The 19,303-nt window shown below is 66.4% G+C and carries 16 protein-coding genes; 8 read left to right on the top strand and 8 right to left on the bottom strand.

All coding sequences use genetic code 11. From position 1 onward, the window contains the following. The gene (locus H6717_36855) at positions 1–417 is read left to right on the top strand and encodes a hypothetical protein (GenBank protein MCB9582667.1); all 417 of its coding nucleotides are present in this window, start codon (positions 1–3) and stop codon (positions 415–417) included. A gap of 95 nt (positions 418–512) precedes the next feature. Here H6717_36855 and H6717_36850 read toward each other — a convergent pair whose 3' ends face one another. Beyond that, a complete protein-coding gene (locus tag H6717_36850; GenBank protein MCB9582666.1) occupies positions 513–1,670 on the bottom strand; it encodes a hypothetical protein in 1,158 nt (385 codons plus the stop codon). A 1,220-nt stretch (positions 1,671–2,890) separates the two neighbouring features. Between H6717_36850 and H6717_36845 the strand changes: the two genes are divergently transcribed. Continuing rightward, positions 2,891–4,582: a serine/threonine protein phosphatase gene (locus H6717_36845; protein MCB9582665.1), complete on the top strand. Its 1,692-nt coding sequence runs from the start codon at positions 2,891–2,893 to the stop codon at positions 4,580–4,582. A gap of 68 nt (positions 4,583–4,650) precedes the next feature. Further along, the gene (locus H6717_36840) at positions 4,651–5,808 is read left to right on the top strand and encodes an acyl-CoA dehydrogenase (protein MCB9582664.1); all 1,158 of its coding nucleotides are present in this window, start codon (positions 4,651–4,653) and stop codon (positions 5,806–5,808) included. Between the two features lie 106 nt (positions 5,809–5,914). Here H6717_36840 and H6717_36835 read toward each other — a convergent pair whose 3' ends face one another. Further along, positions 5,915–7,108, bottom strand: a complete 1,194-nt coding sequence (locus H6717_36835; protein MCB9582663.1) for a hypothetical protein — start codon at positions 7,106–7,108, stop codon at positions 5,915–5,917. Between the two features lie 128 nt (positions 7,109–7,236). Between H6717_36835 and H6717_36830 the strand changes: the two genes are divergently transcribed. After that, positions 7,237–8,001, top strand: a complete 765-nt coding sequence (locus H6717_36830; protein ID MCB9582662.1) for a response regulator — start codon at positions 7,237–7,239, stop codon at positions 7,999–8,001. A gap of 1 nt (position 8,002) precedes the next feature. On the opposite strand, the gene H6717_36825 is transcribed toward H6717_36830, so the two are convergent. Then, the gene (locus tag H6717_36825; GenBank protein ID MCB9582661.1) at positions 8,003–8,536 is read right to left on the bottom strand and encodes a hypothetical protein; all 534 of its coding nucleotides are present in this window, start codon (positions 8,534–8,536) and stop codon (positions 8,003–8,005) included. Between the two features lie 80 nt (positions 8,537–8,616). Continuing rightward, a complete protein-coding gene (locus H6717_36820) occupies positions 8,617–9,534 on the bottom strand; it encodes a LysR family transcriptional regulator (GenBank protein ID MCB9582660.1) in 918 nt (305 codons plus the stop codon). 72 nt (positions 9,535–9,606) lie between these two features. On the opposite strand from H6717_36820, the gene H6717_36815 reads away from it, so the two are divergent. After that, the gene (locus H6717_36815) at positions 9,607–10,746 is read left to right on the top strand and encodes a hypothetical protein (GenBank protein ID MCB9582659.1); all 1,140 of its coding nucleotides are present in this window, start codon (positions 9,607–9,609) and stop codon (positions 10,744–10,746) included. Then, entirely contained in the window at positions 10,743–11,327 is a 585-nt protein-coding gene (locus H6717_36810; protein MCB9582658.1) for a hypothetical protein, read from the top strand. The genes H6717_36815 and H6717_36810 overlap by 4 nt, the downstream gene beginning before the upstream one ends. A gap of 77 nt (positions 11,328–11,404) precedes the next feature. Here H6717_36810 and H6717_36805 read toward each other — a convergent pair whose 3' ends face one another. Continuing rightward, positions 11,405–11,824, bottom strand: a complete 420-nt coding sequence (locus H6717_36805; GenBank protein ID MCB9582657.1) for a transposase — start codon at positions 11,822–11,824, stop codon at positions 11,405–11,407. Between the two features lie 63 nt (positions 11,825–11,887). On the opposite strand from H6717_36805, the gene H6717_36800 reads away from it, so the two are divergent. Beyond that, the gene (locus H6717_36800; protein ID MCB9582656.1) at positions 11,888–13,321 is read left to right on the top strand and encodes a sigma 54-interacting transcriptional regulator; all 1,434 of its coding nucleotides are present in this window, start codon (positions 11,888–11,890) and stop codon (positions 13,319–13,321) included. A 201-nt stretch (positions 13,322–13,522) separates the two neighbouring features. After that, positions 13,523–13,873: an STAS/SEC14 domain-containing protein gene (locus H6717_36795; GenBank protein ID MCB9582655.1), complete on the top strand. Its 351-nt coding sequence runs from the start codon at positions 13,523–13,525 to the stop codon at positions 13,871–13,873. A 120-nt stretch (positions 13,874–13,993) separates the two neighbouring features. Here the strand turns inward: H6717_36795 and H6717_36790 are convergent, their stop codons facing one another. The 3 genes from H6717_36790 to H6717_36780 all read right to left on the bottom strand — a co-directional run bounded on the left by H6717_36790 (position 13,994) and on the right by H6717_36780 (position 19,235). Next, positions 13,994–16,096: a hypothetical protein gene (locus tag H6717_36790; GenBank protein ID MCB9582654.1), complete on the bottom strand. Its 2,103-nt coding sequence runs from the start codon at positions 16,094–16,096 to the stop codon at positions 13,994–13,996. Between the two features lie 138 nt (positions 16,097–16,234). Beyond that, complete coding sequence (locus tag H6717_36785) at positions 16,235–17,920, bottom strand: DEAD/DEAH box helicase (GenBank protein ID MCB9582653.1); 1,686 nt, start codon at positions 17,918–17,920, stop codon at positions 16,235–16,237. Positions 17,921–18,017: 97 nt separating this feature from the next. Further along, positions 18,018–19,235: a murein L,D-transpeptidase catalytic domain family protein gene (locus H6717_36780; protein MCB9582652.1), complete on the bottom strand. Its 1,218-nt coding sequence runs from the start codon at positions 19,233–19,235 to the stop codon at positions 18,018–18,020. Positions 19,236–19,303: the final 68 nt, after the last annotated feature.

Below are 19,303 nucleotides of genomic sequence, written 5' to 3'. Positions count from 1 at the left end.
ATGAGACCTAGAGAATGCTGGCCCGCGCTCGGCTTCGCCGTGATCGTCGCAGCCATGGGTTGTGGCGGTGCCGAAAAGGCCCCCGATGACAGCGGCGGTCTTTCGACCTCAGAGCAGCAGGCGTGCGTTGCGTATGCCGAAGCGTTCTGCTCGCGCATCCCAGAATGTGCACCCGCGGGGTACGACGTGGTCGGAGGTGACCAACCTGGCTGTGTGTTCCAGAAGTCTCGCGAGTGTGAGCTGGTGCTGTCCGCCGCTGACACGGGCATTTCCGCGCAATGGTACCAGGGCTGCGCGACCGCCTATGCGACCGCGCTGTGCAGTCTCAACGGGCCGGCCCTGCCGCGCGCGTGCAAGCCCCCTCCCGGCAAGCGCGCCGGGAAGGAACCGTGCAATCTAACCCCAGTGCTCACCTGAGTCGGTCCTCTCTCACAAGCGGCAGCCCAATGACGATTCTTCCCACCGGGCAGCTTGTCGGTTCGGCGCGGAATCAGCCCGCGCGCGCATCCCGCTTATCGCGGAACGAGCAGCGCCAGTGCACGCCGAAGTAGCTCTTCCAGCGAGAGGATGCGGGCTTCTCCAACGAGCTTCTCCGTCGCCTTCTTGGCTTCGGCCTTTTTGAACCCTTGAGTCGTCAGCGCCAAGAGGAGCTTGTCTTGCTTCTCCCGCGCCTCGGTGTCCTCAGCGTCTGAATGCCTTCGCTGACGAAGGCGAATTTTCTCTTCGACGTACTCGCGGCCGAAGGTCTTCTTGGCCGCATTCAAATTGTGGCTGGCACAAAAGATCCGACCATTGGAGGCGCCATCGCCACCACCGATGCCGGTGGCTTCGATGTGGTCATACTGGAGAAACGCCCTTGCCGTGCAGCGCACGCCGGACTCCGACACGAAGCAGCACTGGGCGCCGTCCCGCTCGTACACCTCGCGTCGGGCCGCACGGCCGGGCTCGCCCGGCTTCGTTCCGCGGGAGCGGCGCGGCTTGTCCGTCTTGCCCCAGCGCTTGTTCTCTAGCTCGCGAATCAGCGCATCCAGCGCCCGTTCGACCACGACCTCCAGCTCCCGGCTCACGTGGCTCATCAGATTCTGGGCGTGCTCGAGCTTCGCTTTCAGGCTCTCGCTGGCGCTGAAATGCACCTCGAAGCGCCCTTCCGAGAGCGGCTCGACGCCGGCCCGCGACCCTTTCCCGGCACTGGGTTTGACCCGATCCGGGACGTCGGGCTTCGGGAACCAGCGCGCGAGCACCACGCGAATCCCCGCGCTCGTCTTGCCGGCGGCTTCTTCCAGGAGCGCAGCGTGATTCTCCCGAGTGAGCCGCGGAGCCAAGAGCGAAAGCCCAGAAAGGTGCAAGTTTCCGTCCGCGAGCAGCGAGAGCACCACCGGAAACGAGAGCGCTGCCCGCGCCCCGGCGATGCTCCGATACGCCGTGCCCTCACTCATCCCGAGGCCGCGGACGCAGAAGTCGTACATGGAGGAGTATCCCTCGTCGTACACGAGCTCGCGCCGCTCGATTTCAGCGAGATGCGCGACCAAGTGCGCGGTCGCCTTGCGACGACCCGCGTTGGCAACGACCGCGCTCGACCAGAGGTCGCGATTGGAGAGGTCTTGAAGTGCGGAAAGCGAAGTGCGCTCGGTGGCAGACAGTTCTACGGAAATGGCTTTGGACGATGACATGACAAACCCCCGTGGTTTCCCACGGCATACCACGGGAAATTTCGCCTTCTTCAGCGCCCCCTCGAGGCGCTTTCGAGCGCGCGGGCACTTTGAAGATCGATTTCGTTTCGAACGCTCGCCCAGTGGGCGCACGTGCGCTGCGCGGGCGGTTTGCGAACGAGAGCGGCGAAATGAACGCGCGGAGCGGCCGCAAGCTCGTCAACTGAAATCGCATTCGCGGTGTCGAATTCTGTCGTCCGCTTCGCACTCGTCTCGCATCGTCATAGCTCCAGATCTTCGGACCGCTTGGCCCGCCCTCGACCAACACGGCGCAACGGCGGCGCGCCCGTCCGTCGCTCTCGCCGGAGTGGCATCGGTGGTGGTCAACCCAGGTGAACAGTGGGTATAGATGAGCAATGCGAGAGCTCAACGTGTACGGGATTCTGGCAAGCCTGCGGTCAGTGCCTGGATCGCCCCAAGTTGCTGCAGCCGGGGAGCGCCTGTGCGGCCTACCAAGGGCCAAGGTGTCTGGACGGATACGTTTGTGATGGCATTGTCTGTCGAAGGGAGGTCTTCGGGGGAGAGACATGCACAGACGTCGTGCGCCGGGGGGCTCCAGTGCAAGGGGGGGTCGTGTAGCCCAGGCCTGGCCATCGGCGCAGCGTGTGCCAGCCAGTCATGTACGTACACTGCCACCTGTCACGCTGGGATTTGCGAAGCGAAGTCACCCCACACCTGGGCAAAGGCGGGGGAATCTTGCACGTACACTTCGGATTGTGCGGCCGGTCTCCACTGCTACTTCGACACCTGCAGCCCCCTCGCCTACGAGGGCGACACGTGCGCGCATTCGGAGTTCTGCACTTCCACCCTCCACTGCGAAGGTGGAATCTGTGTGCGCAACGAGCTGACGGGCTGTCCATAGCGTCGGAGCCCTGCCGTCGCCTTCCGGGCTTGCGCCTTCTTGAAGCCTCGAGTCGACAACGCGAGCAGAAGCTCGTGCCGCGCTTCGGCTTCCTCAGCGGCCGAACGCCTTCGCGGAAGAAGGCGAATCTGCTCTTCCCGTGCTCCCCTACCAAACGTCCGAAGGCACCGAAGAGCGGCGGCGCGGGGTTGTGGACCCAGACACCGAACGTCTCAAACGTGCGCGTGTGGCTGACATTTCCGTACCTTGCGTCACCGCAACGCGCCTGGGGTTGGCTATGGGCTGAGATCACGGCGCGAAAAGGCTATCTTCGAGCACGATGCTCACTTTCAGCAGCGATGGGCCCACCGCCGACAAGCAGATGCGCGCGGTGATCTTCTATCTGACGACCTTCGGGTACATCGACGGTGATTTCGACGCGTCGGAGAAGAGCTTCGTCAAGGAGTACATCGAGAAGCTGGTTGCCCATCGCGTGGCCGGCGCGGTTTCCGAGCAGGACCCGAAGCTGCGGCAAGAGCTGACGACCAAGTTCACGAAGCACTTCCACGAGGTGTTCGAGGGCATCGATCGCCAGGTGCGGGCGCTGTTCGACGAAGCCGTGGCCGCCGGCGAGAAGCAGGACGACTTCGTCCACGCCAAGCTCAAGCTGCACTGCTTCGAGATCTTCAAGAGCTTCGACGCCGGGAATCAGGAACAGCTGATGGACACCATCGACGAGCTGATCCAGGCGGACGGCCAGGTGCACCCGGCGGAAGCCAAGTTTCGGGGCGAGCTCGCGGATCTGTTGGAAGAGGATCTGGGCGTGGAGCTTCTGGACGACGAGGCCGCGCGACCGCCGGTGGCCATCGCCGAAGCCGGCGCGCCGGTTCCCGCCACGGAGAACCACCCCTTCTTCGATCAGTTCGAGCACAACTACACCGCGGATCGCGACCGTCTGATGCAACAGGTGCAGGCGGACGAAGCGCTCATGGACAAGGTCATGGCCGTGCTCGACGCCCAGCGGAACGCGTCGAGCTCGCGGCTGGCCGGCAAACAAAAAATTACTGAATTTGCGGGGCAGGATCCGTTCTTGGACGGTCATGTGTACGTGTGCCCCACCAAGCCTGGGGAGAGCCACGAGCTGATCGTGGTGGGGGATTTGCACGGCTGCTACAGCTGCCTGAAGGCCGTGCTGATGCAGACCGACTTCTTCGAGAAGGTCGGCAAGTACAAGAACGATCCGGTGCATAACCCGTATCCGCGGCTGGTGCTGCTCGGGGATTACATCGACCGTGGCATGTTCAGCTATCAGGGCGTGCTGCGCTCGGCGATGCAGCTGTTCGCCACGGCGCCGGAGCACGTGATCATGCTGCGCGGCAACCACGAGTACTACGTGGAGCACGAAGGCAAGGTGTATGGCGCGGTGCGGCCTTCCGAAGCGATGAGCACGCTGAAGCCGCATCTCTCCCACGAGGTGTTCGCGCACTACATGAAGTTCTTCGACGCGCTGCCCAACATGCTGTTCTTCGAACGCTTCATGTTCGTGCACGGTGGCATCCCGCGGGACCTCACGTTGAAGGAGAAGTACCAGGATCTGTCCAGCTTGAACGACTGGGACCTTCGCTTCGAGATGATGTGGAGCGATCCCTCGAGCGCGGACGTGATCCCGGCGTCGCTGCAGAAGCAGTCCGCGCGCTTTCCCTTCGGGCGGCTGCAGAGCCAGGCGTTCTTGCAGCGCGTGGGCGCCCACACGCTGGTGCGCGGTCACGAGAAGGTGGAGGCCGGCTTCGCCCGCGTGTACGACGACGACAGCCAGCTCTTGATGACGCTATTTTCCGCGGGCGGCGCCACCAACGACGACCTTCCGGAGGACAGCAGCTACCGGAGCGTGGTGCCCATGGCGATGACGATTCAGTTCAAGGACGGGCAGGGCAAGATCACGCCCTTCGTCATCGACTACGAGCGCTACAACGACCCGGACAAGAACCGCTTCTTCAAGGCGCCGCCGGAAATCGAGCATCGCTCGGACTGAGCGGCAGGCGTCAGCCAGCGCGCCGGGAGCGGTCCAGCCCGGCGCGCCGATGTGCTAAGGGCAAGCGCATGTCTGCTCTCACGCTTTTGTCCGACGAAGAACGCATGTTTCAGTCCTCCGTGCTCTCCTTCGCGAAGGAGCAGGTGGCGCCCAAGGTGGAGTCCATGGACCGCGAGGGCGCCCTGGACAAGAGCCTGTTACCCGCTCTGTTCGAGCTGGGCGTGATGGGCATCGAGGTCCCTGCGGAGTACGGCGGCGCGGAGTCGTCGTTCTTCACCGCCATCCTCGCGGTGGAGGCCATGGCCGTGGTGGACCCGAGCGTGTCGGTGCTCATCGACGTACAGAACACGCTGGTGAACAACGCCATCGTGCGCTGGGCCAACGAAGAGCAGAAGAAGCGCTACTTCCCCAAGATGACCAGCGAGTGGGTCGGGTCCTACGCATTGAGCGAGTCCGGCAGCGGCTCGGACGCCTTCGCCCTGGCGGCCAAGGCGGAGAAGAAGGGCGACAAGTGGATCCTCAACGGCGAAAAGCTGTGGATCACCAACGGCGCCGAGAGCTCGCTCTTCATCGTGTTCGCCAACGTGGATCCCTCCAAGGGCTACAAGGGCATCACCGCCTTCTTGGTGGAGAAGGGCTTCAAGGGATTTTCCGTCGGCAAGAAGGAAGACAAGCTGGGCATCCGCGCTTCCAGCACCACCCAGCTGATCTTGGATGACTGCGAGGTCCCCGAAGAGAACGTGCTGGGCGAGGTCGGCAAGGGCTACAAGATCGCCATCGAGACGCTGAACGAGGGGCGCATCGGCATCGGCAGCCAGATGATCGGCCTGGCGCAGGGCACCTTCGAGTACGCCATGCGCTACATGGGTGAGCGCAAGCAGTTCGGAAAGCCCATCGCCGAATTCCAAGGGCTCGAGTTCCAGTACGCCCAGGTGGCCACGGAGATCGAGGCCGCGCGGCTGATGGTCTACAACGCCGCGCGGCTCAAGGACGCGGGGCAGCCCTTCGTGAAGGAAGCGGCCATGGCCAAGCTGTTCTCGAGCCAGGTGGCGGAGCGCACGGCGAGCATGTGCGTGGAGTTCCTCGGCGGCGTGGGCTTCACCAAGGAGTACCCCGCGGAGAAGTTCTTCCGCGACGCGAAGATCGGCAAGATCTACGAAGGTACGAGCAACATGCAGCTCGGCACCATCGCCAAGATCCTGCGCACGATGTACCCACCCGCCTGACCGGGTTCTTGTCGGTCCGCCGCGGAACCAAGCTCAGCGAGAAGAAGAACCGCCGAGACGCCACGGGCGTTCTTGGCGGCTTGGCGGTTGGTTGTCTCTGGGTGGCCTACTTCGGGATGCAGTCCGCGGGGCGGCAGGCCTCGGGGAGGCAGATGTTGATCAGGCCGCCGGCCTGCGCGGGTGAGCAGCAGGTGGCGCCGCCGCCGCCGCAGTCCGCCTGGGCGTTGCAGCCGCCGATCTTGAGACAGAAGCCGGTGCTGCCCGCCGGCGCTTGGTCCTGATCCGCGGAGCACGAAAGGCCCGCGCCGCACTCGTTGCCGCCGGCGGTGCACGCGGCGCCGATGCCCAGGGAGTTCGGTTGCTGCTCGCCGCACACGCCGGCGTCCGGGCTGGGCGGCACGCCGCCGTCGCCCACGGGATCCCCGAGGTTCACGCAGCCGTCCAGCTCCGCGCCCTTCTTGCGCGCGAACCCGATGAGGAAGCACATCTCGTCGAAGGAGCTCTCGCCGAAGGCCACGCTCTGGTTCGTGGGGTTGTCGTAGTGGCAGGTGATGCGGGTGTGAGTGCCGTTCTGCAGCTTCAGCGGCTGGGACACGACTTCCTGTTGATCGAAGTCCCAGGGGTCCTTGCGATACACCTCGGTCATGCTCGCGTCGTCGGGCCCCGCTTCCAAGGACAGCGCCACGCCCAGGGTGTGCATGTGCGGCAAGAACGCGAATATGTCCACGTCGCGATCCACGACGCAGTCGTTCTTCACGGACGTGGCCTTGTTGGGCGGCAAGCTGATCTTGTTGGTGCCGAACGCGTACACACCCACGGGATCCACGTCCGGGTTCGACGCGCGGTGCATGTGGATGTCGATGTTGTCCGTCACATCCTTGGCGGTGCCGTTCAGCAAGTGGAGCTGGACGACGAGCTGGGTCCCCTTCTTCAGGATGTGGCCGGTGCCCTCGGGAGTGGAGAGGGTGGCGTCACCAAAGCCGGCGATGAAGATGGGCACCCACGACGAGCGGAAGAGAACGTTGCACTCGGAGAAGCCCTCGGGCTCCGGGGTGATGGCCTTGGACAGCAAGAAGTGGTGGATCACCGGTCGTGCGGCGTAGTCGAAGCGGTCGATGACCAGGTCCTCGTCCAGGGTCTGGGCGTAGCAGAGGTACTTCTCCTGCCCCGCCGGCACGTCGAAGCTCGTCGTCTTCAGCACGTACTCGGCCGACCCGCCGCCCTTGGGCTTGGCCTCGTCGGACGAACAGCCGGCCATCACCAACGCCGCGCACACCAAAGCCTTGCTTCGCTTCCGCATCCCGTCGGGGCCGTACCATTGGCGCTCGTCGAGGGCGAGGGAACGCCGACGACGCCCTGCGTCGCAAACGGCCGAAATACGCGAAATTAGGCGGGCGCTGCCCATCATGCCATCCTGTGAAGCCCCGCATGCCTTCCGTTCCGGGATCGCCGCCGCCGGGCCCGCCGCGCGAGGGCCCGCTCGATGTCGTCGTGGTGGACGACGACGCGCGCTGGCGCGAGCTCGCGGCCCAGCCCTTTCGAAAGCGTGGGGACCGCGTGCGGACCACCGCCGATGGTCTCGCCGCGCTGGCGATGTGCGTGGAGGATCCGCCGGACGTGATCCTGACGGACGTGCAAATGCCGCGCATGGACGGCTGGCAGCTGCTCCGACTGGTGCGGGCACGGCCGGAGCTCGCGAGCGTGCCGGTGGTGTTCCTCACTTCCCTGGATGGCGACGCCGAGCGGCTGCGCGGCTACCAGCTGGGCGTGGATGCGTACCTGCCGAAGCCCTTCAACCCCGACGAGCTGCTCATCCGCGTGCGACGCTTGGTACGAAAGTCGATCGCGGCGGACGCCGAGCTCGGCAAGAGCGGCCTCCGCGGAGAGCTCGAGCACGTGGCCCCCGCATCCCTGCTCGGCTTCCTCGAGATCGAGAAGAAGACCGGCGTGTTGCTGTTGGTGGGCGCCAGCGTGGTGCGCATCTTCATCAGGGACGGTCGGGCCCTGCGCGCCGAGCTCGAGGGCCGCGGTCCGCGGCATGGCTCCCGCGCCGTCGTGCTCAGCATTCTCGACTGGAACGCGGGGCAGTTCGAGTTCACCGAGCAAGCGGTGAACGAGCAGGACGAGCTCGGCACCAGCATCTCCAACGTCCTGCTCGAGCACGCCCGCATCGCCGACGAACGCGCGCGCTAGCTCAGGGCGGAGCGATCTCGATGGCGCGCACGACGCGAACCCGCGGCTTGGCGTCGTACATGCTGGTCCCGAGCGAAACGCGCTCCCCCAGCTTGGACAACTTGGATCCCGGCCCCTGCGTCGGCTCGTTCACGTAGATCTGGTAGCGACCCGGCGGCACCGGACGCTGCTCGAAAATCGGGTCGACCACCGACCCGAGATCCTTCTCGCCCGTTTGCACGAAGTGCTGCTGATTCCAGGTGTAGTCGCGGTCCACGACCTCCGCCCAGGACACCAGCTGCTCTCCTTGCGCCAGCGCTCCAAGGGGACGAACCAAGAGCAAGTCCTGCCCGCTATCGTCCGTGACTCCATACTCGAGGGCGCCGTTGTACTCCTCGGAGTAGCAGATCAGCCCGGACACATGAAAGCGAATGGGCTCGCCGGCTCGGTAGCGGGCCGGGCTGTCCGCCTGCGCGTTCGTCGCGGGCGAAGGCCCTGGGGCACAGCCCCCGAGCATGAGCAGCAACACGACGCAGCCGACGCGCACGCTTCGCATGGCGATACGGTAGTCCTGTCGTGACGCCGGCGCAGCAACGCTTCGGGTGGTTCCGCGGCGGACCGACACCAGGATCGAGATCATGTCGGTCCGGCGCGATTCCCGGCGCGAAGCCGCACAGAGAGCGCGTCGCCCAGGGCGTCGACGAAGGCACGCACGCGCGCCGAGTGACGGCGCCCCGCCGGGAACACCACGAACACCGGGGTTTCCGGCAGCGCCAGCTCGCTGAGGATCGGAACCAGCCGGCCCGCGCGGAGGTCGTCTTCGATGAGCCAGTCCGGCAACGGCGCGAGGCCGAGCCCCGCGAGAGCCGCGTGGTGCACCGCTTCGATGTCGTCCGACAAGAGCCGCACATGAAACGCCGGCAGTGCGGGCAGCGCGCCGGCGGACACCAGATCCAGCATGCGCTGGCGCGAGTCCGTGTGCAGCACGGCGTCGTGCTCACCGGAATCCGCCACGGACTTCGGAGCACCCCGGCGCGCGACGTAGCTCGGCGCTGCGACGACCTGGAGCCCGAGCGTCGCGATGGTGCGGTGGGTGAGCGACGCGAAGCCGGGGACGGCGATGCGCACTGCCAGATCGACGGCTTCGCTCACGAGATCGATGGGGCGATCCGAGAGCAAGAGCTCTACGTCCACCTTGGGGTGCCGCTCGATGAAGTCGTTCACCACGGGCAGCACGAAGCGGCGCCCGAACGCCCCTGGCGCTGCCACGCGCAAGCTGCCCGCGAGCACTGCCACGCCGGCCACGACCTCGCTCTCGGCGTCCGAGAGCTCGCTCAAGGCCCGGGAGGCGCGCTCGTAGAAGGCACGCCCCGCATCCGTGGGGCTCACCTTGCGCGTGGTCCGCACCAAGAGCCGCGCCCCCATGCGCTGCTCCAACGCCGCCACGTGCCGGCTGGCGTTGGGCTGCGAGATGCCCAGCTCCCGCGCCACGGCGGAGAAGCTGCCGCGCTCCACGACTCGGCAGAACACCCGCAAGCCCACCAGCTGATCCATGCGCAAGGAGCATAACTGATAGGCAATTTGAGGCAATTATCAACGCGGATTGCATTGCTTACCTCTGGAGACATGAAGCCTCTCCTCAGCCGCCGTGGGTTCTCGGCCCTGCTCGCCTCCACTGGAGCGCTCTGGGTCGTCGGTTGCGGTCAGTACGCCGCGGAGCAGGGCGTGGCCTACGCCCCTTGGGATTTTCCGAACGGCGAGACCACGCCGGAACGTATCGCGGTTGCCGCCGCCATTCTCGCCGCCAGCCCGCACAACACGCAGCCCTGGCTGTTCGCGATCACACCCGAGGCCATCGACGTGTTCGCCGATCTCGACAAGAGCCTCGACGCGATGGACCCGCTGGGACGCGAGATGCACATCGGTCTCGGCTGCGCCATCGAGAACCTCTCCATTGCCGCCGCAGCGCAGGGACGCACCACGGAAGTCACGTGGCTGCCGACGCCGGACGACGCGACGCACGTGGCCCACGTGGCGCTCAGCGAGGCGCCCAGGTCGGCGAGCGCGCTGTACGCCGCGCTCCCTCACCGCCACACCAACCGCGGCGCATACCTGAACGGCGTGCCACCGAAAGCACTCGAGCCCGCCCTCCGCGCGCTGGTGGACGACGCCGACGTCGATCTCACGTTCTTGGGCACGACGGGCGACAAGGCCACGTTCCGAGCGAGCTCCATCGATGCCACCCACGCCATCGTGAACGACCACGAGATGTGGAACGCCAGCCACCGCTGGTGGCGACAGACGAAAGCGGACATCGAGAAGTACCGAAACGGCCTGACCATCGACGCCATGGGCTTCGGCTCCGCCCTGCGCGCACTGGCCAAGGCTGCCGGCAAGCCGAGCGCGGAGAAGGCGGGCGACTACTGGATCGCCAGCATGGAGAACGCGCACACCACCGGCTTCGCCTTCTGCATCCTGTCCACCCAAGCGCGCGACGACCGCCAGCAGCAGCTGCGAACCGGGCGGATTTTCCAGCGTATTGCCCTGTGGGCGGCGAGCCAGGGCCTAGCCATCCACCCGCTCAATCAGATGGCGGAGCGGCAGGACCGGGAGCAACAGCTGAGCCTCACCCCGGACTACGGCCCGCGCTTGGCGGAGCTCACGGGGCGACAGACCTCCGGCGCGCAGATGCTGTTTCGCATCGGTGTGGAGTGGGATCCGGCGCTGTCGAGCCCGCGACGCCCGATCGGTTGGGTGACGAAATGAGACGCGCGCTGTGGGTGTTGGTCGGGCTCCTGGTCGCGCGGCCGTGCGCCGCCGAGGAGCCGAAGCGCTTCATTCCCATCGTGGGCACCGAAATCGGACAGACCTGGGAGCGGCTCTCCGTCACCTTCGATGGAATGGAGCAACACGAGGACCGCGCGTTGTGGAACACGCGTATCGTGGCTGGCCTCTCCGCATCCCTGCCCGCGCTCGGGAGCTTCGCCACGCGCGCCGACACCAGCGTCGGCTTCGGTGTCGTGTATCATACGGGCCACGGACATCTCGATGTGCGTGAAGCGTTGTTGCTGGACGTACCCATCGCTGCTGGCTTCTCGGTACCCATCGGCCTTGGCGCCGGCGCCGCCATCGACACCGCGAGCGCTGCCCGGAGCGCCTTCGAGCCGAGCGCCGTCGTCGGCTTCCGCTACCGCTTCGTAGAGCTGTGGTACCGCCCGAGCTACTCCGTTCCCCTGGGCTCGGAGGACCGCCGCGTGTTCACCGGCAGCCGCGAGCTGTCCGCGCGCCCGGGCTTGTCGCCGGTGGATCTGGCGCTCCGCTTCCACCTGACGGGTCTCGGCTTTTGACCGCACGAAATGTCAAAACGCCCAGGCGCTGTCCGCGATGGCGCGGGCGAGTCGGGTTTTGATGAGCCCCGAGATACTCAGCTTTTCGATGACCAAGTGACCGTGGGTCTGGGCCAGTCGGCTCGATTGGCGATGGGTGAAATCGTGTCGGATGTTGCGAATGCGTTGGTGCACGCGCGCGAGTCTCCTTGGCCGAGTACGCGAGGGTACTGAGCCAAGCACACGGCAGCGTTCTCATCGCGGTCGGCCTCGTGACCACAACTGCCGCAGTGAAAGGTGCGCTCCCCGAGGTCGAGCCGCTCGCCGATGGTCCCGCACGCGCTGCAGCGGCGTGTGCTGGGGTAGAAGCGGTCGGCTATGGCGAGCGTTGCGCCGTCGAGGTGGAGCGGGCCGCGGAGCTCCCCACCGGCACTATCAACTCCCCGTGGCTCCTTGATCGTTTGAATGTCGCCTCGCCGCGGTAACGCCAAGCAGCGCCACCATACGTCACCCGTCATGTCGCAGAGTTTGCGCGCCCGCCCTTTGTGGCCCGAGCACGCGTGCGGACCTAGGCTGCACTCATGCCGAAGCGTGGCGGCTGCACGAACGAGCTCAACGTTGCGGAGGGGAGCGAGGAGCGGCTCTCCGGCGTAGCGCCGGAAACGTTGCTCGACAACGTGCTCGCGACCATGCCCGGTGGTCTGTTCTCCGTGGATACGAAAGGCCGCATCACCAGCTGGAACCGCGCCATGGAGCAGATGACGGGCTTCGGCGCCCAAGAAGTGCTCGGCAAAGATTGCTCCATCCTCGACAGCGACACCTGCTCCGGGGTCGCCTGCGGAACCTCGAGCGATCCGGTGTGCCCGCTGTACGACCAGGGTCACATCACGGATCGCCGTTGCCGCATTCGTCGGCGGGACGGCACCTGGCTGTCCGTGCTCAAGAATGCCCGCGTGATGCGCGACGAGCAGGGACACCTGCTCGGCGGCATCGAAGTGGTGACGGACCTGAGCCAGGTGGAGTCCTTGGAGGATCAGCTGGCCACGGCGCGGCGCGAAGCCGTCGGCAACGCCCGCTTCGGTCGCCTCATGGGTCGTCATCCCACCATGCAGCGTCTGTACGAGCTGGTGGAGCTCGCCGGACGCAGCAACGCAAGCGTGCTGCTCCAGGGGGAGACCGGCACCGGCAAGGAGCTGGTGGCGCGCGCCGTGTTCGAGGCCAGCAATCGCGCCGACCGCCCCTTCGTGCGCGTGAGCTGCGCCGCGCTCACGGAAACGCTCTTGGAGAGCGAGCTGTTCGGCCACGTGCGCGGCGCCTTCACCGGCGCCATCGCCTCCCGCATCGGCCGCTTCGAGGCCGCCAACGGGGGCACGGTATTTTTGGACGAGATTGGCGACATCTCCCCCGCGGTGCAGACCAAGCTCCTACGCGTGCTGCAAGAGAAGGAGTTCGAGCGCGTGGGCGACAACCGCCCGATCAAGGTCGACGTTCGCTTCATTGCAGCCACCAACTGCGACTTGAGCTCGGCCTGCGCCAGCGGCAACTTCCGCCGCGACCTCTTCTATCGTCTGGCGGTGATCCCGATCCAGCTCCCCTCCTTGCGCGAGCGCCGGGACGACATCCCCATGCTCGTGGACTACTTCCTCGAGCGGCTGAATCGCAGTCAGAACCGCTCCATTCGCGGAGTGGAGCCGGCGGCCATGCAGCTCATCACCAGCTACACTTGGCCGGGCAACGTGCGGGAGCTCGAGAACGCCATCGAGTACGCCTTCGCCGTGACCCGCGGCGACACCATCACCCGGGATTGCCTGCCCGCGCACCTGTCGGACAATCCGCACCCCCTGCCTTCCAGCACGCCGTGCGCGCGCCGCGGTGCGCGTACCCCGAGCAAGGAACGTTTGCGCGAGGTGCTGCACCTGCACGAGGGCAACCGCACCCGCGCCGCCGAGTACTTCGGGGTGAGCCGCGTCACGCTGTGGAAGTGGCTCAAACGGTCGGGCATCGACGGCGCGTAGGGTGGCTCGCTTGAGATCGTGCGCCCAGCACCTTGGGGCAGATGAGCTGGGTGGGGCAGGCTGCCACCACGCGCGGCCGTCCCTCACCTGCTGAAGTGAGCTGCCACCGACGAGCGTGCCGTCGATGCGGGGAGCTTTGGCGGGAAATGCAATCGGCATGCTGGCTGCATCGAGCGAGGGCAGAACCAAGGAGGAATCAAGATGATGAATCTCGGAATGGAGCACGGCATTGCGGTGCTTCACGTATCGGGACTTCTGGCCAAGAGCGACTACGCGGAGGTCCTGCCGCAGCTCGAGCACCAGATCGAATCGCAAGACAAGCCGCGCGTGATGGTGGTGCTCGACGAATTTCACGGTTGGACACCATCCGGTTTGCTGGAGGAGCTGAGATTCGACGTGCGACACCGCGAAGATCTCGAAAAGGTCGCGGTCGTCGGGGAGCATGCGCTCGAAGAGATCGGAACCAAGATCACACGCGCCTTCTTTTCCGGCGAGGTGCGCTATTTCGACAAGCAACGACGAGCCGAAGCGGAGCGGTGGATCCAGTCGTGACCAGCGCTCGGCGCGCAGCGTGGTTCCGCGGCGGACCGACAAAATGGAAGAACGGGGTCACGCGGGTATGGGAAGGGCGGGCGTGACCCCGTTCGGTACTGGGTTACGGGAGGGCCGTGCTTACGGGCAGCTGATGCCCCACGGCTTGGTCGTGGCCGATGCGTAGAGGTCGCACATCGGGATCTTGGGCGTGCTGCTGTGACAATCCGTGCAGCCGCCGGAACCCAGAGCCTGCGTCTTGGGCGCAACCTCGTGGTTCAGATCCATGTACAGCTTGGTGTAACGGAAGTCCCAACCCTTGGTGCCGTTGAACGGATCCAAGGTGGTGCCCGTAGCGACCTGCCCGGCCGCCTCGGCGCCCTTGGACAGGATGGTGGTCCACGTCGCTTCCATGGCGCTGGGGCTGTAGTTCCAGGTCGCTCCCGTGATGATGCCCCACAAGCTACCGGGGCCGAACATGAACGGGTTTGCGACGAAGCTCTGGGCGCCGTCGATGTACACGGCTTGGCGACCGCGCATCAGCTTGAAGGGATGGATCTTCGCGTTGGTGTCGGACACGCTGCCAATGGGCATGCCGATGACGATGCGCGTGGCGTCGTCGTTCGGATCCAGACCCTTGGCCGTGTAGTCGGCCTTGTCGGCGGTGGTCAGATGCATCATCTGGCCGTTGTACCAAGCGTAGGTCGGGGTCACATTGCGCTGCCACACGAAGCTGCCCTTCATGAAGTCGTAGGTGGTGACGGCGGTGCCGTTGGCGTCGGGCTGGCCGAGGTCGTTCACCTTGGTGGTGACCACGCCGTTCACGCCCTGGGTCTTGTCGCCGGTGGTGGCCCAATCCCAGTTCACCTTCGCGAACTGATTGCGGCTGAAAGCCGGGATGTGGCACGTCTGGCAGGCGATGCGCGCGGCGTGGGTATCCAGCTGTGCGCCGTTGTTGGGCACGTTCTTGTGCGGCGTGGCGCCGTGGCAGTCCTCACAGCTGGCGCGACCGTTGTTGGCGGGCGTGTGCACGCCGGCGCCCTTGAACTGGTGGCCCTTGTCGGCGTGGCAGTTCGAGCAGTCCATGCCGTTGCCCATGTGGACGTCGATGTCCGCAGTGGGGTTCTTGAGGGACGAGCCCATCAGCTTCACGTTGTCGCCGCCGCCGGCGTAGAAGTGACAGCTGCCGCAGTTCTCGCGGGTGGGCTTGACCAGGTCCTGGGCCGCCTTGGCCAGATTCACCGTTCCGAGCGGTCGACCGAAGGCCTTCGGATCCTTGCTGTATCCGCTCTTCGGGTTGGCGTGGCACACCAGACAATCCACGCGGTTCTCGAGAGCGATGGACGAATCCGCCGTGCTGTCGTTCGGATCGAACTTCATGTAGTAGCGCGCGGACTTCTGTGGCTTGTTGGTGTCCGGATCGCCGCCGTAGCCGGCGTGGCACTGATCGCAACGCTGCTCGTTGCTGATCACGCCCACGCAGAAGTTGTTGATCAACGTGCTCTTGCCGATGTTGCCGGGGTTCAAGACGGTGGTCAGGTCACCGGGGTCCACGAGCTCCGGCGTGGGGCCGGACCACTTCCAGTGGATGGTGGACATGAAGTCCGTGGCCGCCTGCTGGTGGCAGCCGACACACGCCTCGGTCACCTCCCAACCCGTGGCGAAGGGGCCAGCGAGCTCCGGCGCCTGGGCGTGGAACTGCTCGACGGTGATGCACGCGTTGGTGGAGGCATCACACGTGGTGCCGGAACCGCACAGGTTCTTGCACTCCGGCGTTGTGCCGGTGGTGTCGCAGGTTTCGCAGCCGCCACACGCCGGCTTGCAGCTGATCGCCTCTACCGGTTTGCAGGTGCCGTTCTCGCAAGCCGTGCCCGGACCGCAAGCGGGATCGCAAGCGATGGGCAAGCACTGGTTGGCGGTGGTGTCGCAGGTCGATCCGGTCCCGCACAGGTCCTTGCACTCCGGCGTGGTGCCGGTGGAGTCGCACGCCTGGCAAGCTCCGCAGGCGGGCTCGCAGCTCACCGAGCCGACCGGTTTGCACTCGCCGTTCTCGCACGCCATACCCGCCCCGCAGGCGGGGTCGCAGGCGAGGGGAACGCAGGTGCCGTCGACGCAGGTGGCGCCCGCTCCGCAATAGTCGGCGCAGGTCTTGGAGGCAGGGGTGCTCGATTCGTCGTCTCCCGAGCAGCCCGCTATCGCTGCGCCCGTGAGCACGGCGAAGAACAGTACTTGTCGTAGGTTCACCGTTGGCTCCTTTCACAAGGCAGAGTGCCTTCGTGGAGCTGCCCTTCAGCAAGCGGCGATCCAAGCGACAGTGCTCAAGGATCTCTTGTAGTTACGCAGTGCGATCCCGTCGCGTAACGTTTACCTGGGCGTTAAGCGTTAACTGCTGTGTTTACGCTTAACACTGCGAGTTGCGGTCCCCTTGTAGAGCCGCACGACGACCTTCTTGCCCTTGATGTGCGCGCCCCCGAGCGCCTCGATCACGGTGCGCGCGTCGCTGGCCGAAATCTCCACCAGGCTGGAGCGTTCGCCGATCTCGATGGCGCCAATGGCGCGCCCGCTGATCCCGGATTCCCCCGCGATGGCACCGACCAGATCTGCCGGGCGAACGCCTGCGCGGCGACCCACACCGACGAACAGCTTCGTCATCGGTCCGGCGCTCTTGAAGCCGCGCTCCTTGGGGGCGCGCGCCTTGGGCGTGGGGCGATCGCGGTCCATGCGCACCGCCGGGATCTCTTCCGAGGGCTCGGCGTCGCCGCCGCTCGCCTGGTGCACGAGCTTCACTCCGGCGGCTGCGATGTCGAACAGGTCGAACTCCTCCGCCAAGGACTCCACCACCACGCGGAAGCCGTCCAGATCGCCTTCGAGCAACGCCTCCCGCAGCGAGGCGCGAGTGAGCTCGAGGCGCCGCGCCCGCAGGTCGGCGATGGTGGGCACCGGCGCGACGCGGATCTTCTGCCGCGTGGCGCGCTCGAAGTCCCGCAGCAGGCGATGCTCGCGGGGCTCCACCAAGGTGATCGCCACACCTTCGCGGCCGGCACGGCCCACGCGCCCTATGCGATGGGTGTACGACTCCACCGCCGGCGGCGCGTCGAAGTTCACCACGTGGCTGAGCTCCTCGATGTCCAGCCCGCGCGCCGCCACGTCCGTGGCCACGACCAGATCCGAGCCACCGCGGCGGAGCTTGGCGAGCACCCGATCGCGTTGGGTCTGAGACAGCCCGCCGTGCAGCGCCTCCGCGCGATAGCCCCTGGAACGCAGGGTTTCCGTGAGCGCGTCCACCTCGTTGCGGGTGCGACAGAAGATCAGCGCCTTGTCCGGGCTCTCCACGTCCAGCACGCGGCTGAGCGCAGCTTGCTTGTAGGCGCGCTGCACCACGTACGCGCGCTGCTCCACCTTGGGCGCCTCACCCTTGGGCAGCTTGGTCTCGATCTGGATGTGCACCGGATCCCGCAAGAAGCGCTTGGCGATGCGACCGATGCGCGCCGGCATGGTGGCCGAGAACAGCACCGTCTGCCGCTCCTCCGGCGTGGCGGAGAGCAGCGTCTCGATGTCCTCGGCGAAGCCCATGTCCAGCATCTCGTCGGCTTCGTCGAGCACCACCACCGCCATGCGCTCGAGCACCAGGGTGCCGCGCCGCACGTGATCGAGAGCGCGCCCCGGCGTGGCCACCACCACATCCACCCCGCGCCGCAAAGCGCCGAGCTGCGGCCCGTACGCCTGCCCGCCGTACACCGGCAGCACCGACGCGGGCAGAAATCGCCCATAGCGGTGGATGGCTTCCGCCACCTGCATGGCGAGCTCCCGCGTGGGCACCAGGATCAACGCCGTGGGCGTCTCTCGCTTGGGCCCGAGCTCCGCCAGGCGCTCCAAGATGGGCAGCGCGAAGGCCGCCGTCTTGCCCGTGCCCGTTGCGGCCTGGCCGATCAGATCCCGTCCCTCCAAGAGCGGCGGGATGGCCTGCTCCTGGATCGGCGTCGGCTCTTCGTAGCCGAGCCCACCGAGAGTGCGAATCAGCTCCGGACGGAGCGCGAGGGTAGCGAAACCCGAGTCGGTCTTCGGCATGTGGCGCCCCGTATGTCACGCGCGTCACGGCTTGTCGAGCATGCGAAGCCGCATTCCTTTGTCGGGACGCCGCGGAAACGCCGCGTCGTGCGATTCGTCAGTGTCGCCGACGACGGCCGAACAGCGCGAGGGCGAGAGCGGCGAAGAACGCGCCGATTCCGTGCGTTGCGGGATCCGAGCCGACGACGCTCGCCGCGCCGCACGAGCCGCTGTCGGCAGACGCCGCGGGACTCTGCGCCGCGGGGGGCGTGGGCTCGTTGGCGCAGGTCTGGGTGCAGGTGGCCGCGTCCGTTCCTTCGCACAGGCACTGTTCCTGGCACGAGCCGCAGCCGGTGCACGCCGGGAAGGTGCAGCTCACGGGCTCGCCGCCCGCCGCGCCGCCGGTGCCGGTGCCGCCCGCCGCGCCACCGGTCCCGTCCAGACCACAGCTCTGAGCGCACTCCGCCGGATTGCGAATGCCGGCGCACAGGCACTGGGCGTAGCAGTTGCCGCAGCTCGAGCAGTCGGGAGGACTGCAGATGGCCCCGCCTCCACCGCTACCGCCCCCGCCGCCGGCGCCCGCTCCGCCGCCGGCGCCAACCGGTGGGTTCAGCGGCGAGGTGGCCGCATACATCAGGGTGCCGTTCTGGACCTTCTGTACGAAGGCGTTCTCGATGGCGGGGTCCAGGGCAAAGCAGCCGTTGCTCCGCCCTTGCTGACTCGTGTTGGCGTCGCTCACGTAAGACGCCTCGTGCACCACGATCAGCCGATCGCGCACGTTGGTGTTCGCCATCCCGTTCGGACTGCCATCCGGCGACAGACCATCGACGCGCATCGAGTGCGGATGGGTGCCGTTGTAGATCTCGGCCGTCAGGTAGAACCCGAGAGAGCTCATGTGTGACCCCGGCGTGTTGCTGAACACGTCCGCGTAACCGTCGTTGTTGGGGTCCGTGCCGTCGCCGTGCGCCACCTTGTGTGGCTCCACCGCGCCCGTGTTCAGATCCACGACGAAGAAGCGGTCCTTGCCGGAATACGGCGCGAAGTCCACGACGACGAAGTACTGCTGCTTCGGGATGTACGGCTTGTTGACGTCGAAGAACGCGATCGCGTCTTCCAGCAGGCCGCGGGGGACGATGCCGGTGGGATCCAGCGCGGGGTACTTGCCGACGATCGCCGCGCGCTCGGCCACGCCCGAGGGCGGCAAGCTGAACACCGAGATGTCCAGAGACGACGGCGCCGCCGCCACGTCTTCGCCATCCGTTGGCGTTCCTCCACAGCCCGTGGCCAAACCCAGGAGCAACGCCACCCCCACACCGGCTTGGAACGGAAAGCGCATAGCGACCCCCAAGCAGTATCCGCGCCAGCCACTTGCCGCAAGAAACTCCCGACAACTCCCTGTTGTCG

The organism is Polyangiaceae bacterium, from assembly GCA_020633235.1.
In the GTDB taxonomy this organism is placed as follows: Bacteria; Myxococcota_A; Polyangia; order Polyangiales; family Polyangiaceae; genus JACKEA01.
This window is presented reverse-complemented; position numbering and strand designations above follow the sequence as displayed.